General features: G+C 66.8%; 12 protein-coding genes. 3 read left to right on the top strand and 9 right to left on the bottom strand.

From position 1 onward, the window contains the following. Positions 1-27 precede the first annotated feature (27 nt). Complete coding sequence (locus EU805_RS03860) at positions 28-1,098, top strand: ABC transporter ATP-binding protein (RefSeq protein WP_129762604.1); 1,071 nt, start codon at positions 28-30, stop codon at positions 1,096-1,098. Between the two features lie 95 nt (positions 1,099-1,193). Here EU805_RS03860 and EU805_RS03865 read toward each other — a convergent pair whose 3' ends face one another. The 7 genes from EU805_RS03865 to chvE all read right to left on the bottom strand — a co-directional run bounded on the left by EU805_RS03865 (position 1,194) and on the right by chvE (position 10,289). Beyond that, positions 1,194-2,705 carry an aldehyde dehydrogenase (NADP(+)) gene (locus EU805_RS03865; protein WP_129762605.1) on the bottom strand — a complete coding sequence of 504 codons (1,512 nt, stop codon included), beginning with the start codon at positions 2,703-2,705 and terminating at the stop codon, positions 1,194-1,196. A gap of 10 nt (positions 2,706-2,715) precedes the next feature. Then, the gene (locus tag EU805_RS03870; protein ID WP_129762606.1) at positions 2,716-3,633 is read right to left on the bottom strand and encodes a dihydrodipicolinate synthase family protein; all 918 of its coding nucleotides are present in this window, start codon (positions 3,631-3,633) and stop codon (positions 2,716-2,718) included. A 35-nt stretch (positions 3,634-3,668) separates the two neighbouring features. Beyond that, positions 3,669-4,592, bottom strand: coding sequence for a Gfo/Idh/MocA family protein (locus EU805_RS03875; RefSeq protein WP_129762607.1), 924 nt, complete (start codon positions 4,590-4,592; stop codon positions 3,669-3,671). After that, positions 4,592-6,334 (bottom strand): L-arabinonate dehydratase, encoded by a 1,743-nt coding sequence (gene araD / locus EU805_RS03880; RefSeq protein ID WP_129762608.1) that lies wholly within the window; start codon positions 6,332-6,334, stop codon positions 4,592-4,594. The genes EU805_RS03875 and araD overlap by 1 nt, the downstream gene beginning before the upstream one ends. Before the next feature lie 5 nt (positions 6,335-6,339). Continuing rightward, on the bottom strand, positions 6,340-7,572 hold the full coding sequence (mmsB, locus tag EU805_RS03885) for a multiple monosaccharide ABC transporter permease (protein ID WP_129762609.1): 1,233 nt from the start codon (positions 7,570-7,572) through the stop codon (positions 6,340-6,342). A gap of 15 nt (positions 7,573-7,587) precedes the next feature. Continuing rightward, positions 7,588-9,090 (bottom strand): multiple monosaccharide ABC transporter ATP-binding protein, encoded by a 1,503-nt coding sequence (mmsA, locus tag EU805_RS03890; RefSeq protein WP_129762737.1) that lies wholly within the window; start codon positions 9,088-9,090, stop codon positions 7,588-7,590. 143 nt (positions 9,091-9,233) lie between these two features. Next, positions 9,234-10,289, bottom strand: a complete 1,056-nt coding sequence (gene chvE, locus EU805_RS03895; RefSeq protein WP_129762610.1) for a multiple monosaccharide ABC transporter substrate-binding protein — start codon at positions 10,287-10,289, stop codon at positions 9,234-9,236. Between the two features lie 126 nt (positions 10,290-10,415). On the opposite strand from chvE, the gene EU805_RS03900 reads away from it, so the two are divergent. Then, entirely contained in the window at positions 10,416-11,336 is a 921-nt protein-coding gene (locus EU805_RS03900) for a LysR family transcriptional regulator (protein ID WP_129762611.1), read from the top strand. 142 nt (positions 11,337-11,478) lie between these two features. Here the strand turns inward: EU805_RS03900 and xylA are convergent, their stop codons facing one another. Then, entirely contained in the window at positions 11,479-12,783 is a 1,305-nt protein-coding gene (xylA, locus tag EU805_RS03905) for a xylose isomerase (RefSeq protein WP_129762612.1), read from the bottom strand. Then, a complete protein-coding gene (locus tag EU805_RS03910; RefSeq protein WP_129762613.1) occupies positions 12,780-13,829 on the bottom strand; it encodes a LacI family DNA-binding transcriptional regulator in 1,050 nt (349 codons plus the stop codon). Before EU805_RS03910 ends, xylA begins: the two co-directional genes overlap by 4 nt. A gap of 134 nt (positions 13,830-13,963) precedes the next feature. On the opposite strand from EU805_RS03910, the gene EU805_RS03915 reads away from it, so the two are divergent. Continuing rightward, positions 13,964-15,598 carry a glycoside hydrolase family 43 protein gene (locus EU805_RS03915; RefSeq protein ID WP_242494045.1) on the top strand — a complete coding sequence of 545 codons (1,635 nt, stop codon included), beginning with the start codon at positions 13,964-13,966 and terminating at the stop codon, positions 15,596-15,598. Positions 15,599-15,786: the final 188 nt, after the last annotated feature.

Raw genomic sequence — 15,786 nt, forward strand, 5'->3', positions numbered from 1 at the left:
CCTGCAGGACGATCAAAGGGGCAGACCATGTCTGATATCGCTCTCAACTCCGTGACCAAGTCGTTCGGCGGGGTGAAGGTCATCGACCGCATCTCGCTCGAGGTGAAGTCGGGAGAATTCGTCGTCTTCCTCGGGCCGTCGGGGTCCGGGAAGTCGACGCTGCTGCGGATGATCGCGGGGCTCGAGACGATCGACGAGGGCACACTGACGATCGGCGGAAAACGATCCGAGCATCTTGCACCGGGTCAGCGGGACGTGGCCATGGTGTTCCAGAACTATGCGCTCTATCCGCACATGACCGTGCGCGACAACATGGCCTTCGGGCTGCGGAACATACGGATGGACAAGGACAAGATCGAGGAGCGCGTGCAGACTGCCGCCCGCATCCTCGAAATGGACGCCCTTCTGGACCGGCGGCCTGCGCAATTGTCAGGGGGGCAACGCCAGCGGGTCGCCATCGGGCGCGCGATCGTCAAGGAACCTGCCGCCTTCCTCTTCGACGAGCCGCTTTCGAACCTCGACGCGGCCTTGCGGGTCCGCACGCGGGTGGAGCTGGCAGAGCTGCACCAGAACATGAAATCGACCATGATCTACGTGACCCACGACCAGACCGAGGCGATGACGCTGGCCGACCGCATCGTGATCTTGAACAACTGCCGGATCGAACAGATCGGATCTCCGATGGAGGTCTACCTCAAGCCCGCGTCGCGTTTCGTGGCGGCTTTCGTGGGCAGCCCTGGGATGAACTTCCTGAAGGCAGACCTGTCGGGCCGGGGCGCCGAACAGGTCTCGACCCTGGGCAACGGCGCGCGAATAGCCTTGCAGGTCGATCTGCCGCCGGGCGCCTATGAACTCGGGATCCGCCCCGAAGCCATCCAGGTCACACCCTCGCCGGCCGACACGTCCGGCAAGGCCACCGTGGTCGAGCGTCTGGGCGACCGGACGCTGGTCCATCTGCACCTCGACGACGGAACCGAACTGATCGCATTGGACGGCGGCCTGTCCGAGGTCCGTCCCGGCGACACCGTTCACCTGAAGTTCGACACCAGTCAGCTGCACCTCTTCGACGACGACGGCATGGCGCATCACGCCAGGTAGGTCTGGCGTTTCGGCCGACGCATGCCTTGTCAAACCACCCATGCGAAAAGCGCCGCCCCGAGGGGCGGCGCTTTCATTCTTGCCGACGGCTTGCCTTACAGGTCGCTGGGCAGAAGCGCGTCCGGCATGTTCTGGTAGCTGACGGGCCGCGTGAAGCGGCGGATCGCCAGCGTGCCGACCGAGGTCGCGCCGAAGTTGGTCGAGGCCGGGTAGGGTCCGCCGTGGACCATCGCGTCCGCGACCTCGACACCCGTGGGGAAGCCGTTGACCAGCAGGCGGCCGGCCTTGCGCTCCAGCACCGGGACGAAGGGTTTCGCCGTGTCGGTGTCGCCTTCGTCCATCTGCAGCGTGACCGTCAGCTGACCGTCCAGCTTGCGCGCGACCTCCAGCATCTGGTCGGGGCCGTCGGTGGTGACGATAAGGCCCATGGGACCGAAGACCTCCTCGGCCAGATCCTCGTTGCCCAACCAGTCCTCGGCACTGACGCGGTAGACGGCGGGTGTGGCGTTGCGGCCCGCGCCGGAGCCGGACACCAGTTCCTCCACCCCCGCGGCGGAGGCCACCCTGGAGACGCCCTTGCTGTAGGCATCGGCGATACCCTCGGTCAGCATGACCGCGGCATCGGAACCCGTCAGCGCGTCGGTGGCGGCCTTGGTGAAGGTGTCAAGATCGGCACCCTTCGGGGCAACAACGATGCCGGGGTTGGTGCAGAACTGGCCAACGCCCATGGTCAGCGACCCGGCCCAGCCTTCCCCCATTTCGGCGGCGCGGTTCGACAGCGCGGCGGGCATCGCGAAAACCGGGTTGATCGAGCCGAGCTCCCCGAAGAAGGGGATCGGCGTCGGACGTGCGGCGCACAGATCGTAGAGCGCGCGGCCGGCACCCAGCGAGCCGGTGAAACCCACGGCCTGGATCAGCGGGTGCTGGACCAGCGCGCTGCCCAACTCGTGGCTGGTGCCCTGGATCAGCGAGAAGGTGCCCGCAGGCAGACCGCACTTCTGGATCGCCGCGTGGATCGCATCGGCCACGATCTCGCCGGTGGCGGGGTGCGCGGGGTGGCCCTTGACCACGACCGGGCAACCGGCCGCCAGCGCCGAGGCCGTGTCGCCCCCCGCGGTGGAGAAGGCCAGCGGGAAGTTCGACGCGCCGAAGACCGCGACCGGGCCGATCGGGCGTTGCACCATCTTCAGGTCGGGGCGGGGCAGGGGGGCACGATCCGGCAGCGCTTCGTCGTGACGCCGGTCGAGGTAGTCACCCTTGCGAATGTGATCCGCGAACATGCGCAACTGGCCGGTCGTGCGGCCCCGCTCGCCTTGCAGGCGCCCCTCGGGCAGGCCGGTCTCGGCGGTGCCGAGGCGGGTGATGTCCTCGCCGCGGGCCTCGATCTCGTCGGCGATGGTTTCCAGAAAGACGGCGCGGTCTTCGCGCGTGGTCCAGCCGTAGGTCGTGAAGGCCTCTTCCGCGGCCTGGACGGCCCGGTCGACCTCGGACGCGCCGCCCGAGGAATAGGATTGGCCGTCGCCCGTCACGGGCTGGGAGGTGAATGTCTGATCGCTCGCGACCCAGTCGCCCGCGATGAGGTGCTTGCCGTGTGGTTGGTATGTCATGTCAGGTCCTTTACTTGCCCCAGCGCAGTGCGATCACGTCGCGTTCGGCCGCCAGTTGCAGCAACCGCTCGCGGGTGCGCGCCGTCATGGGTTTCAGCGGATGGCGCACGTGGTCGGATCCGATCACCCCGCCTTCCTTCATCACCACCTTGGCGGCTCGCAGGCCGCATTGGCGGTTCTCGTGATTGATCAGCGGCAGGGCGTCGCGCCAGCCCGCGAGTGCCGCATCCATGTTCCCGTCAAGGTAGTCAACCACGATCGGCCGGATCAGTTCCGGTTGCAGGGCGGATGTCATGGTCCCCGTGCAGCCCGCATCCAGGTCGGCCAGCAGCGTGACCGCTTCTTCCCCGTCGAAGGGCCCCGCGATGTGATCGCCCGCCGCGTCGATAAGCTGCGCCAGCTTGTCGGCGGCGAAGGGGGATTCCATCTTGAAGTAGCTGACGTTCTCGATCTCCTTCGCCATGCGCGCGAGCAGCGGCACCGACAGGGTGACACCCGAGAGCGGCGCGTCCTGCACCATGATGGGAATGTCGATCGCGTTCGAGACGGCCTCGAAGTGCTCGAAGATGCCCTGCTCGGGCGGTGCGAGGCCCACGCCGTGATAGGGCGGCATCATCATCAGCATCGCGGCCCCCATGGACTGGGCCGTACGGGCCCGATCGACGGCGACCTGGGTGCTGAAATGGCTGGTGGTCACGATGACGGGCACCCGGCCCGCCACGTGTTCCAGCGAAAGCTTCGTCAGGGTCTCGCGTTCGGAATCCGACAGCACGAACTGCTCGGAGTAGTTCGCCAGGATGCAGATCGCGTCCACGCCCTGGTCGATCATGCAATCGAGGACGCGGCGCATGCCGTCTTTGTCGACCGCCCCGTCGTCGTGGAACGGCGTGGGGGCGACGGGCAGGATGCCGGTCAGGGGGCTTTTCATAATCTCTCCTTGCGGTCGGGCCGCATCAGCCAGGGTCAGAATTGGAAGGGGGCCACGATCTCTCTGCGGCCGAGGGTGCAGGCGTCGGCGACCAGTGTCATCGGGGAAAGGTCCATGTCGATGCCGCCGCCTTCGACGAGCTCCGACATCTGCGCGTAAAGTCGGGGGTATTCGCCGCCCAGGGGGGCCGCCGTGCCGGAGGTCTTCCCGTCGATCTGCAGGGTGGCCCCACCATCGCTCAGCGTGAGTGTGCCTGCGTCGGTCTCGGCCTCGATGGTCCAGGTCTGGTCGCCCTCCTGCCGCCAGTCGAAGTCTGCCGACACCTGCGCGCCCTGCGGGTGAAAGAAGCGAAGTTCGGCCGCGATCGGGGTCTGCCGGTTTTCTGGCACCTTGAGCAGGGCGTCGCTGACATGGATCGGGTGGGGCAGGATCTCGGTCACGATGGACAGGGCGTTGATGCCGGGATCGAAGACGCCCATCCCGCCGGGCTCCCAGACCCATTCCTGGCCGGGGTGCCAGCGACGGACGTCCTCCTTCCAGGTGATGTGCAGCCGGGTCAGCCGCTTGTCGGCCAGCCACGCCTTCGCCGAGCCGACCATGTCGGCCTGCCGGGAATGCCATGTGGCGTAAAGCGACAGCCCGTCGGCCTGCGCCCTGGCGGTGAGTGCGTGACATTCGGCCAGCGTCGCACCGGGCGGCTTTTCGAGCATGACGTGACGGCCCGCCTCGAGCGCCTGCATCGCGTAGGCGAAGCGGGGCACCGGCGGCAGGCAAAGCGAGACGACGCGGATATCGGGCCGCTTTTCCAGCATCTGGTCCAGATCGGTGAAGGCCTCCACCCCGTCGACGGAGCCGTGACGGCTGACCGTCGCGGCGAGGTCCCAGGCGGAGCTGTCCGAGATCGCGGGGATATGCTGATCCAGCGCGATCTTGCCGATTCCGACGAGCGCGATCTTCATCAATGGCTGTCCTTTCCGACGGGCGCGCCGCGGCAGCCCTTGAGGAAGTCGAGGTCGGCGCCGGTGTCGGCCCCTTCGACGTGGGTCTGGTGCAGCATCAGGTAGCCCGAGGTCGCGACCTCGTGCATCGGTGTCCAGGCGGCCAGCCGTTCGGCCAGTTCCGCGTCCGGAATGTCCAGGTGCAGGCGGCGGTTCGCGACGTCGAGCTCGATCATGTCGCCCGAGCGCACCACGGCCAGCGGGCCGCCGGCGGCCGCCTCTGGCGAGGTGTGCAGCACGACCGTCCCGTAGGCGGTCCCCGACATACGCGCGTCCGAGATGCGGATCATGTCGGTGATCCCCTTTCTGAGCACCTTGGGCGGTAGCCCCATGTTGCCCACCTCGGCCATGCCGGGATAACCCTTGGGGCCGCAGTTCTTCAGCACCATGATGCAGGTCTCGTCGATGTCGAGCGCGTCGTCGTTGATGCGCGCCTTGTAGTCGTCGATATCCTCGAAGACGACCGCACGACCCTTGTGCTGCATCAGCGCGGGCGTCGCGGCGGAAGGTTTCAGCACCGCGCCGTTGGGGGCGAGGTTGCCGCGGACCACGACGATGCCGCCCGACTGGGTCAGCGCCTTGTCGGCGGGCAGGATCACGTCCTCGTTGTGGTTCTGGACGTCCTTCACCTCGTCCCAGATCGGCCCGCCCGAGACGGTCAACGCGTCCTTGTGCAGAAGCTCCGCATCGCCCAGACGCTTGAGGACGACCGGAAGGCCGCCCGCGTAGAAGAATTCCTCCATCAGGTACTTGCCCGACGGCATCAGGTTCACGATCGTTGGCACGTCGCGCCCGCAGCGGTCCCAGTCGTCCAGCGTCAGGTCGAGCCCGACGCGGCCAGCCATGGCCAGCAGGTGGACGACGGCGTTGGTCGACCCGCCGATGGCGGCGTTGGTGCGGATCGCGTTCTCGAACGCCTGTTTGGTCATCACATCGGACGGCTTGAGGTCGTCCTTGACCATCTGCACGATCCGGCGCCCCGACATCTGCGCCATCACCCGGCGGCGGCTGTCGACGGCCGGGATGGCGGCGTTGCCCGACAGGGACATGCCAAGCGCCTCGGCCATGCTGGCCATGGTGCTGGCGGTGCCCATCGTGTTGCAGGTGCCGGTCGAGCGCGACATGGAAGCCTCGGCTTCCAGGAAGTCCTCCTGGCTCATCTCGCCGGCCTTCACGGCTTCCGAGAATTTCCAGAGGTGCGTGCCGGAGCCGACCCGCTCGCCGCGGAAGTAGCCGTTCAGCATCGGCCCGCCAGTCACGACGATCGACGGCAGGTCGCAGGACGCCGCGGCCATCATCAGGCTGGGCGTGGTCTTGTCGCAGCCCACCAGCAGCACGCAGCCGTCCATCGGCTGACCGCGGATCGCCTCCTCGGTCGCCATGGCGGCGAGGTTGCGGAACATCATCGCGGTGGGGCGGAAGGTGTTCTCGGAGGCCGAGAAAGCCGGGACCTCGACCGGGAAACCGCCCGCTTCGAGGATACCGGTCTTCACCTTCTCGGCCAGCTCGCGCAGGTGACCGTTGCAGGGGGTGAGGTCCGACCAGGTGTTCAGGATGCCGATGATGGGACGCCCGTCGAACATGTCGTGCGGGTAGCCCTGGTTCTTCATCCAGCCTCGGTGGTAGATCGTGTCGCGGCTGGCGCCCTCGTACCAGTCCTGCGACCGCAGCTTTCGGGGCCATTCGGCGGGTTTGAATGCCATGACGGTCAGCCCTTCTGCTTGTTGTAGACGTCGAAGATGACCGCGGCGAGCAGCACGAGGCCCTTGATCATCTGCTGGTAGTCGATGCCGATCCCCATGATCGACATGCCGTTGTTGAGCACGCCCATGAGGAAGGCGCCCACGACCGCGCCGACGATCTTGCCCACGCCGCCCGACATGGACGCCCCGCCGATGAAGACGGCGGCGATCACGTCGAGTTCAAGCGCGAAGCCCGCCTTGGGTGTCGCGGTGTTGAGGCGCGCGGCGAAGACCAGTCCCGCGATGGCCGCGAGGATGCCCATGTTGACGAAGGCCAGGAACGTCAGGCGCTCGGTCTTGATGCCCGAGAGCTTCGCGGCCTTCTCGTTACCGCCCAGCGCGTAGATGCGCCGGCCCAGTACGGTCCGCTCGGTCAGGAAGGCGTAGATCACCGTCAGCACGCCCATGGTGATCAGCACGTTGGGCAGGCCGCGGAAGGTGGACAGCTTGTAGAGGATGAAGACCAGCGTCAGCGAGATGACGGCGATCCGGGCCACGAAGAAGGCGCGGGGCTCGTCCTCGATCCCGTAGGACTTGTTGCGGTTGCGTTGCTTCAGGCCCGACCAGACGACCCAGACGGCGGCGACGATGCCCGTGCACAAGGCCAGCACGTTGAGATTGCGCACGTCGATCAACTCGGCCAGGGCGGCGCCGCCCGGCAGCAGGTCTGGGACGAAGCCGGTGGCGATGATCTGGAACTCGCGCGGGAAGGGGCCGACCGATTGGCCCGCCAGCAGCCACAGCGACAGACCCCGGAACACCAGCATGCCCGCCAGGGTGACGATGAACGACGGGATCTTCCAGTAGGCGATCCAATAGCCCTGCGCGCCGCCGATGAGCGCGCCGACGGCGATCGAGGCGATCATCGTCACGCCGATCGAGTAGCCCAGGTTCACCACCATGACCGCCGCCAGAGCACCGACGAAGCCCATCACCGACCCCACCGACAGGTCGATGTGGCCTGCGACGATGACGATCAGCATCCCCAGCGCCATGATGACGATATAGCTGTTCTGCAACAGAAGGTTCGTCACGTTGATCGGCCGCAGCAGCGTGCCGTCGGTGACGATCTGGAAGAACGCCATGATGGCGATGAGCGCGAACAGCAGCCCGTATTCGCGTAAGTTGGCGGCCAGATAGGCACCGACGCCGCCACGCCCCTGTTCCGGGCTTTCCAGTTTCTCTTCGGCGATGGTCATGCCGTGGGCCTCCCCTTAGTGATTGACGATGAGCGACATGATCCGCTCCTGGCTGGCTTCGGCCACCGGCATCTCGCCGACGAAGGCGCCTTCGTTCATGACGTAGATGCGGTCGCACATGCCCAGAAGTTCCGGCATCTCGGACGAGATCATGACCACGCCCTTTCCGGCCGCGGCCAGATCGTTGATCAGGCCGTAGATTTCGTATTTCGCACCGACGTCGATGCCGCGCGTGGGCTCGTCGAGGATTAGCACCTCGGGCCCGGCGAAGAGCCATTTCGACAGCACGACCTTCTGCTGGTTGCCGCCCGACAGGTTGCCCACCTTCTGGAAGACCCCCGGCGTGCGGATCGCGAGATCGGTGCGGTATTTCTCCGCCACGGCGGTTTCGGCGTGTTCGTTCAGCACGACCCCGTTCGAGACCTCGCCCAGGTTGGCCAGCGTGATGTTGCGCTGGATCGTGTCGTCGAGGATCAGGCCCAGGCTCTTGCGGTCCTCGGTCACGTAGGCCAGCCCGTTGTCGATGGCCCGCGTCACGGTCGAGACGTCGACCGGTTTGCCACGCATCTCGACCTGGCCGCTGATGCCCTGACCCCAGGACCGGCCGAAGATCGACATCGCAAGCTCGGTCCGTCCCGCGCCCATCAGGCCCGCGATGCCCACGACCTCTCCGGCGCGGACGTCGAAGTCGACGCCGTGGATCACGCGGCGGTTGGCGTGTTCGGGATGGTGCACCGACCAGTCGGAGACTTTCATGATGCGCTCGCCGATCTTGGGCGTGCGGGCGGGATAGCGGTTTTCCATCGACCGGCCGACCATGTCGCGCACGATCCGGTCCTCGGTGATGCCATCGCCCGCCGTGTCGAAGCTGGAGACCGACTGGCCGTCGCGGATCACGGTGACGGTATCGGCGATGCGGCGGATCTCGTTGAGCTTGTGACTGATGATGATCTGCGTCATCCCCTGCGCCTTGAGCTCTAGCATCAGGTCCAGCAGCGTCTGGCTATCGCTTTCCGACAGGGCCGCGGTGGGCTCGTCCAGGATCAGCAGCCGCACGTCCTTGGCCAGCGCCTTGGCGATCTCGACCAGCTGCTGCTTGCCGACGCCCAGCTTGTCGACCAGCGTGGTGGGCGCGTCCGACAGGCCGACCTTGCGCAGCAGGCCCTCGGCGCGCTGGTTGGTCTCGTGCCAGTCGATGATGCCGCGCCCGGCGTTCTCGTTGCCCAGAAAGAGGTTTTCGGCGATCGACAGAAGCGGGACCAGCGCCAGTTCCTGGTGGATGATGATGATGCCGCTGCGCTCGCTGTCGGCGATGTCGCGGAATTGGGCCAGGCCGCCGTCGTAGTGGATCTCGCCCTCGTAGGTGCCGGCGGGATAGACGCCGGACAGCACCTTCATAAGGGTCGACTTGCCGGCGCCGTTCTCCCCGCAGATCGCGTGGATCTCGCCGGTGCGGACCTTGAGCGATACCTCGTCGAGCGCCTTGACGCCCGGAAAGGTCTTGGTGATGGAGCGCATCTCCAGCAGAGTGTCCTGCACGGCAACATCCTGACTTGTCTCATGGAAAGACGGCGAACATGCCGTCGGGGCGGCGGGCCGGGCCGACCGATCGGCCCAGCCCGCCGGTGGGGTGCGGCGCAGGGCTGCGCCGCAGTCCGGTCTTACTGGATCTGGTCCATCGTGTAGTAGCCCGTGTCGATCAGGCGCTCTTCCCAGTTCTCTTCCGTCACCTTCAGCGGCTCCAGCAGGTAGGAGGGCACGACCTTGACGCCGTTGTCGTAGGTCTCGGTGTCGTTGATCTCGGGCTCGCCGTCTTCCAGCACCGCCTCGACCATGCCCACGGTGACGCGGGCCAGTTCGCGGGTGTCCTTGAAGATGGTCGAGTACTGCTCACCGGCGAGGATCGACTTGACCGAGGGGACTTCCGCGTCCTGCCCGGTCACGATCGGCATCGGCATGTCGCCTGAGCCGTAGCCCACGCCCTTCAGCGACGACAGGATGCCGATGGACAGGCCGTCGTAGGGCGACAGCACGCCGTGGACCTGTTCGTTGGTGTAATGCGCGGACAGAAGGTTATCCATGCGGGCCTGTGCCACCGCACCGTCCCAGCGCAGGGTGCCCACGGTGTCCATGCCCTGCTGGCCGGAAACGATGGTCACGCTGCCGTCGTCGATCAGAGGCTGGAGCACCGACATCGCGCCGTCGTAGAAGAAGTAGGCGTTGTTGTCGTCGGGCGAGCCGCCGAACAGCTCGACGTTCCAGGTCTCGGCATCGGGGAAGCGTTCCTCGAGGCCCGCGACCAGTGTCTCGGCCTGCTGCACGCCGACCTGGAAGTTGTCGAAGGTGGCGTAGTAGCTGACATGCTCGCTGTCGCGGATCAGGCGGTCGTAGGCAATGACCTCGATGCCGGCATAGCTGGCGTTCTCCAGCGCGTTGGACAGGGTGGTGCCGTCGATGGCCGCGATCACCAGCGCGTCGACGCCGTTGGTGATCATGTTCTCGATCTGCGCCAGCTGGTTGGGGATGTCGTCTTCCGCGTACTGCAGGATGGTGTCGTAGCCGGCTTCCTCGAACTGGCGGACCATCGATTCACCGTCCGAGATCCAGCGCGCCGAAGACTTGGTGGGCATGGCGATCCCGACGAGGCCATCGGCGACAGCGCCGGTCGCCAGGGTCGAGACGAGCGCCGTGCTCACGAGAATTGATCTAAGGGTCATGTTTTTCCTCCACATGTCTGCGGTCGTCCTCCGCCGCAAATCCGTGGGCCGTGGGTAATCTATCACGTCATACCATTCCAATGCGAAAAAGCTTCACATGCATAGCAAAGTCGGTATGGTTCCTGCATGTCCGTCGCGTTCCCCTTCGCAAACCGTCTCAAGCCCAGTCACCTGCGCCTGATCCGCGCCATCGAGGACACCGGCAAGCTTCAGACCGCCGCCGAGACGGTGGCCATGTCGCAACCGGCGGCGTCGCGCCTGTTGTCAGAGATCGAGACCGAGATCGGCGGCGCGCTCTTCGACCGTCTTCCGCGAGGCATGGCCACCACGCCGCTCGGGGTGGCCTTCCTGCGGCACGCGCGCGTGATCCTGGCGGAGGTCGATGCCCTTTCGGACAACTTGGCCAAGTTGCAGGGTGGTCAGGCGGGCGCGGTCCGGGTGGGGTCGGTGACCGGGCCGCTGGTCAAGGCGCTGGTGCCCGCCTTGCAAGAGGTGCGCGAAAGCGCCCCCGACATCCAGCCGACAATCGAGGTCGCCCCCTCCGTCGTGTTGCTGCGCGGGCTCGAGGAAGGCCGCTTCGACTTCGTCCTCGCCCGCATCGGGGCTGGCCGCAATCCACGGTCGCTGCGGGCCCATCCCGGCCGCGCCGAGCGGATACGACTTCTGGCGCGCGCCGATCACCCGCTGGCCGGACGAAGGGTGACGCTGGCCGAGACGTTGGCGTTCGAATACGTCATCCAGGAACCCGGATCGCCGATCCGCACCGCGGTCGACCGGCGGTTCCTGGAAAGCGGCCTGCCGATGCCGGGCCGTGTCACCAACAGCTCTTCTCTGCTGGCCGCACTCAGCATTGTCACCAGTTCGCATGCCATCGCACCACAGACCCGGGAGGTGGCCGAGATGCTCTCGCGCGGCAATTCGGAACTGGGGATCATCGAGCTCGAGGAGGAGATCACCGTTTCGCCCTTCCTCGTCCTGCAGGCCCCGGACCGCAGCCTGACCCCCATTGCCGGGCGGCTGCTGGAAGCGGTGCTGCGCCGGCTGTAGAGTCCGGCACCGCGTGGCCCGCGGTGCCTCTGCGCATTTCATGTCGACCAACAGGGGGGCCCGCCAGTTGGACGGCGGCCCGGTCGCGAAGACCGCCCCGATGGGGGAGGGGCAAGGCAACCGGGCGTTGCGGACGCCGGGATCAGACGAAGCGGTTGACCCAGTTTTCCAGCCGTTCCTGCGCGCCGGAGCGAGGCGCGGGGTTCACGCCGTCGTTCAGCACGCGCGACTGGATCGCTCCCAGGTCGCTGTCCAGCATGGACTTCGCCTCGGCGCTGTCCCAACCGGCGTAGCGGTCGGTCAGGGCCGTCTCCAGCCCGCCGTCCTCGAGCATGGCGGCGGCGGCCTTCAACCCGCGCGCGCAGATGTCCATGCCGCCCGCGTGCGCCGCGATCAGGTCGACCGGGTCGATGGACTGGCGCCGCAGCTTGGCGTCGAAGTTGGTGCCGCCCTTGCCCAAACCGCCGGCCTTGAGGATGTGATAGTAGCAAAGCGCCACTTCGGGGGTGTTGTTGGGGAACTGGTCCGTGTCCCAGCCCGACTGGTAGTCGTTGCGGTTCATGTCGATCGAGCCCAGCATGCCGTCGGCGCAGGCGACCGCGATCTCGTGCTCGAAGCTGTGGCCCGCCAGGATCGCGTGCCCCTGTTCGAGGTTCAGCTTCACCTCGTTCTCCAGCCCGTACTTGCGCAAGAAGCCGATGCAGGTGGCCGCGTCGAAGTCGTACTGGTGCTTGGAAGGCTCCTGCGGCTTCGGCTCCACCAGGATCTGCCCCTCGAAGCCGATCTTGTGCTTGTAGTCCACGACCATCGACAGGAAGCGGCCCATGTGGTCCAGCTCGCGGCCCATGTCGGTGTTCAGAAGCGTCTCGTAGCCCTCACGCCCGCCCCAGAGCACGTAGTTCTGGCCGCCGAGCTTGTGGGTGGCGTCCATACAGCCCTTCACGGTCGCGGCGGCGAAGGCGAAGACGTCCGGATCGGGGTTCGTCGCGGCCCCCGCCATCCAGCGCCGGTGCGAGAACATGTTGGCCGTCCCCCACAGCAGCTTGGTGCGCGCGGAGTCCATCTTGGTGCCGATGTAGTCGGTGATCTCTTCCAGCGTGGCGAGATTGCCCGCGTAATCGCCCTGGTCGGGCCGCAGGTCGGTGTCGTGCCAGCAGAAGAACGGGGCCTGCAGGATGTCGAACATCTCGAAGGCGACATCGGCCTTCATCTTGGCCCGGCCCATGTCGTCCTGCGGATGCCAGGGCCGCTCGAACGTGGGGCCGCCGAAGGGGTCGCCGCCTTCCCAGGCGAAGGAATGCCACCAGGCCACGGCAAAGCGCAGGTGCTCCTCCATGGTCTTGCCCATCACGACCTCCGTGGGGTCGTAGTGACGGAAGGCGAGCGGGTCGTCGCTCTCGGGGCCCTTGTAGGTGACCTGGGCGATGTCGTCGAAGAAGGTGGTCATGGAGTGCTCTCTCTCGGTGGGTGTTCTGGGGGAAGCGTGTCGCGCAGGACGATCGTCGGGCAGATCGGCGGCGGTGGCGAAAGGTCCATCCGGTCGCTCATGCGGCGCAAGAGTTTCAGGGCGGTCGCGATCTCGACCTCGGGGCGCTGGTCGATGACCACGTCGAAGGTGTCGCGTTCGAGGGCCGCGCGCGAATGCGCGACGAGTTCGTGCACGATGCAGAACGGCCGCGACGGGCGGCGGTCCAGCGCGCGGGCCAACCCGCTGTTGCCCGCGCCCGCGTTGTAGATGGCGGTGATGCCGGGATCCGCGTCGAGCGCCTGGGCCACGCGCCTGTCGACCGTTTCGGCGTCGTCGCGTCCCTCTATGATCGGCAGCACCGCAACGCCGGGAAAATCGTCAGCCAGGACCGCGCGAAAACCCGCGAGCCGTTCGGCGTGGTCGGGGGCATTCAGCGCACCGACGACCGGCAGCACGCGGCCCGGGCCGCGTCTGTGCGACAGGCCCACGAGCCGCGCGGCGGAGCGTCCGGCGACGGCGTTGTCGATGCCCACGAAAGGGGCCGCACTGGACCGGGGCAGGGGCGAGACGAGCGAGACGACTGGAACGCCGCGTGCTGCCAGCGCCTCCAGGGGGGCTGCGAGTTCCGGACCATCGAGGCCGACCACGGCGATCCCGTCCACCGGCCCGTGCGACAGCGCATCGAGCCCGGCGGCCAGGCTGGCTGCATCGAAGGCCGCGACTTCCAACACCTCAAGCTGCACGTTGGTCGCGGCCGCGCGCGCGGCCCGTGCGGCGATCAGCGTGCGCATCCGCTGGAAGAAGGCATTGCGACCCGTGGGAAGCACGAAGGCGAACCGATAGACCCGTCCCTTCGACAGGTTCGCCGCGGCCACGTTGCGGGTGTAGCCCAGTTCCGCGACCGCCGCCTGAACCCGGTCGGTACTGCGAGCGGAGACCCGGGCACGCCCATTCAGGACGCGGTCCGCCGTCGCGTAGGAAACCCCCGCCCGATCGGCGACGTCCTGTAGCGTCGGTGGTCTCATGTGTCCTCCATCGCGCGATCGGCTGCGGTCGAACCATGTTGACAGAAGCTTTGATAGACGTCTATCAATTTTCTGCGGCCTTCGATGTTCCGACCGGAACGGCGGCGGACGCACTGACCGGGAGGGGCCAGTTCTTGAGGATCAGCAATCCGATTCTGCCGGGGTTCAACCCCGATCCGTCCATCGTCCGCGTGGGCGAAGAAGTGTTCATCGCGACCTCCACCTTCGAGTGGTATCCGGGGGTTCAGATCCACCGGTCGCGGGATCTCAAGAACTGGGAACTGGCGGCGCGGCCGCTCGACCGGGCCTCGCTGCTGGACATGCGGGGCAATCCCGACTCGGGCGGTGTCTGGGCCCCTTGCCTGACTTACGCGGACGGGCGGTTCTGGCTGGTCTACAGCGACATGAAGCGCCGCGACGGGGCCTTCAAGGATTGCAGGAACTACCTTACCACGGCGCCCTCCGTCGAAGGCCCGTGGTCCGAACCTGTCTACCTGAACGCCAGCGGCTTCGACGCCTCGCTCTTTCACGACGAGGACGGGCGCAAGTGGCTGGTGAACATGATCTGGGACCACAACCAGACCGGGGCCGACCGCTTCGGCGGCATCGTGATCCAAGAATACGATGTAGGCGAAGCCCGGCTCATCGGTAAAATCCGCAACATCTACTGCGGCACCGATCTCGGCCTGGTCGAGGGGCCGCACCTCTACCGTCGCGACGGCTTCTACTATTTGCTCACCGCCGAAGGCGGGACCGAGTTCGATCACGCGGTGACGATGGCGCGGTCGCGCGATCTGTTCGGCCCTTACGAGACCGATCCGATCAAGCACATGCTGACCGCCAAGGACACCGGGCCGGAGCATCTGCTGCAACGCGCGGGCCACGCCGACATCGTCGAGATGGGCGACGGATCCCTTTTCATGGTGCACTTGTGCTCCCGCCCGCTGCCGGAGACGCGGAACCTGCCGGTGGGGGCCGCCAAGAGAGACCACTGCCGCTCGCCTCTGGGGCGCGAGACCGCGATCCAGCGGCTCGTCTGGGAGCCGGGCGCGTTCCCTCGCCTCGCCCACGGCGGCGTGGCCCCCGCTGCCGAGATCGACGGACCCGAGCTGCCGGAAGCCCCGGTCGAGCCGATCTCCGGTCACCGGACGTTCGACGCAGGTCTTCCGCCGGAGTTCCAGTGGCTGCGCACACCACAACCTGAGCGGGTATTCTCCCTCGACGCGCGGCCTGGTCATCTGCGCATCTTCGGGCGTGAAAGTCCGGGTTCCACGTTCGAGCACGCGCTCGTCGCGCGCCGGCAGGACGCGATGTCCTGCCGGGCCGAAACGCGGATCGACGTGAGCCCCGGTGACTACCAGCAGTTCGCGGGGCTGATCAGTTGGTATTCGGGTCACAAGTTCCATTATCTCGCCGTCACCGCGGACGAAGCGGGCGCACGGGTGCTGACCGTCTACAGCTGTCCTGCCGACTGGCCGGACCGGACCATGACCCGCGTGATCGATCCCATTGCCCTGCCAGGCAAGGCCCCCATCGACCTTGGCTGCGATGTCGACGGCGCGCGGCTGCGGTTTCGCTACCGCGTCCAGGACGGCGATTGGACCGACGCGGGCGTCACGCTCGACCAGTCCGCGATCTCGGACGAATCGGCCGACGGGGCAGGCAACAACTTCACGGGCGCCTTCATCGGTCTATGCGCCCATGACACATCCGGTCGAGGGCGGCACGCCGACTTCGACCGCTTCAGTTATCGCGCGACGCCCGGCTAGGATCCGGCGCGCACCTCATCGGTTCCCCCGCCGATCCGCGCAGATGCCCGTTTACTTGCGGTTGCGTTTGCGCAAACATCCAGGGGGTCTCGCCGGTCCGTTGCGGTCGGCGAGGGAAGGGTCGCCTTGGGAGGGGCGGCCGAAATCACGATCATCTGCCGCGGATGCGGCTTCTGGGAGGAATTGAG

Source organism: Salipiger sp. IMCC34102, assembly GCF_004145405.1.
Lineage (GTDB): Bacteria > Pseudomonadota > Alphaproteobacteria > Rhodobacterales > Rhodobacteraceae > Loktanella.

Coding starts and splice junctions, on each gene's coding strand:
- EU805_RS03860 (WP_129762604.1), top strand. CDS start 28: ATGTCTGATATCGCTCTCAACTCCGTGACCAAGTCGTTCGGCGGGGTG.
- EU805_RS03865 (WP_129762605.1), bottom strand. CDS start 2,705: ATGACATACCAACCACACGGCAAGCACCTCATCGCGGGCGACTGGGTC.
- EU805_RS03870 (WP_129762606.1), bottom strand. CDS start 3,633: ATGAAAAGCCCCCTGACCGGCATCCTGCCCGTCGCCCCCACGCCGTTC.
- EU805_RS03875 (WP_129762607.1), bottom strand. CDS start 4,592: ATGAAGATCGCGCTCGTCGGAATCGGCAAGATCGCGCTGGATCAGCAT.
- araD (WP_129762608.1), bottom strand. CDS start 6,334: ATGGCATTCAAACCCGCCGAATGGCCCCGAAAGCTGCGGTCGCAGGAC.
- mmsB (WP_129762609.1), bottom strand. CDS start 7,572: ATGACCATCGCCGAAGAGAAACTGGAAAGCCCGGAACAGGGGCGTGGC.
- mmsA (WP_129762737.1), bottom strand. CDS start 9,090: ATGCGCTCCATCACCAAGACCTTTCCGGGCGTCAAGGCGCTCGACGAG.
- chvE (WP_129762610.1), bottom strand. CDS start 10,289: ATGACCCTTAGATCAATTCTCGTGAGCACGGCGCTCGTCTCGACCCTG.
- EU805_RS03900 (WP_129762611.1), top strand. CDS start 10,416: ATGTCCGTCGCGTTCCCCTTCGCAAACCGTCTCAAGCCCAGTCACCTG.
- xylA (WP_129762612.1), bottom strand. CDS start 12,783: ATGACCACCTTCTTCGACGACATCGCCCAGGTCACCTACAAGGGCCCC.
- EU805_RS03910 (WP_129762613.1), bottom strand. CDS start 13,829: ATGAGACCACCGACGCTACAGGACGTCGCCGATCGGGCGGGGGTTTCC.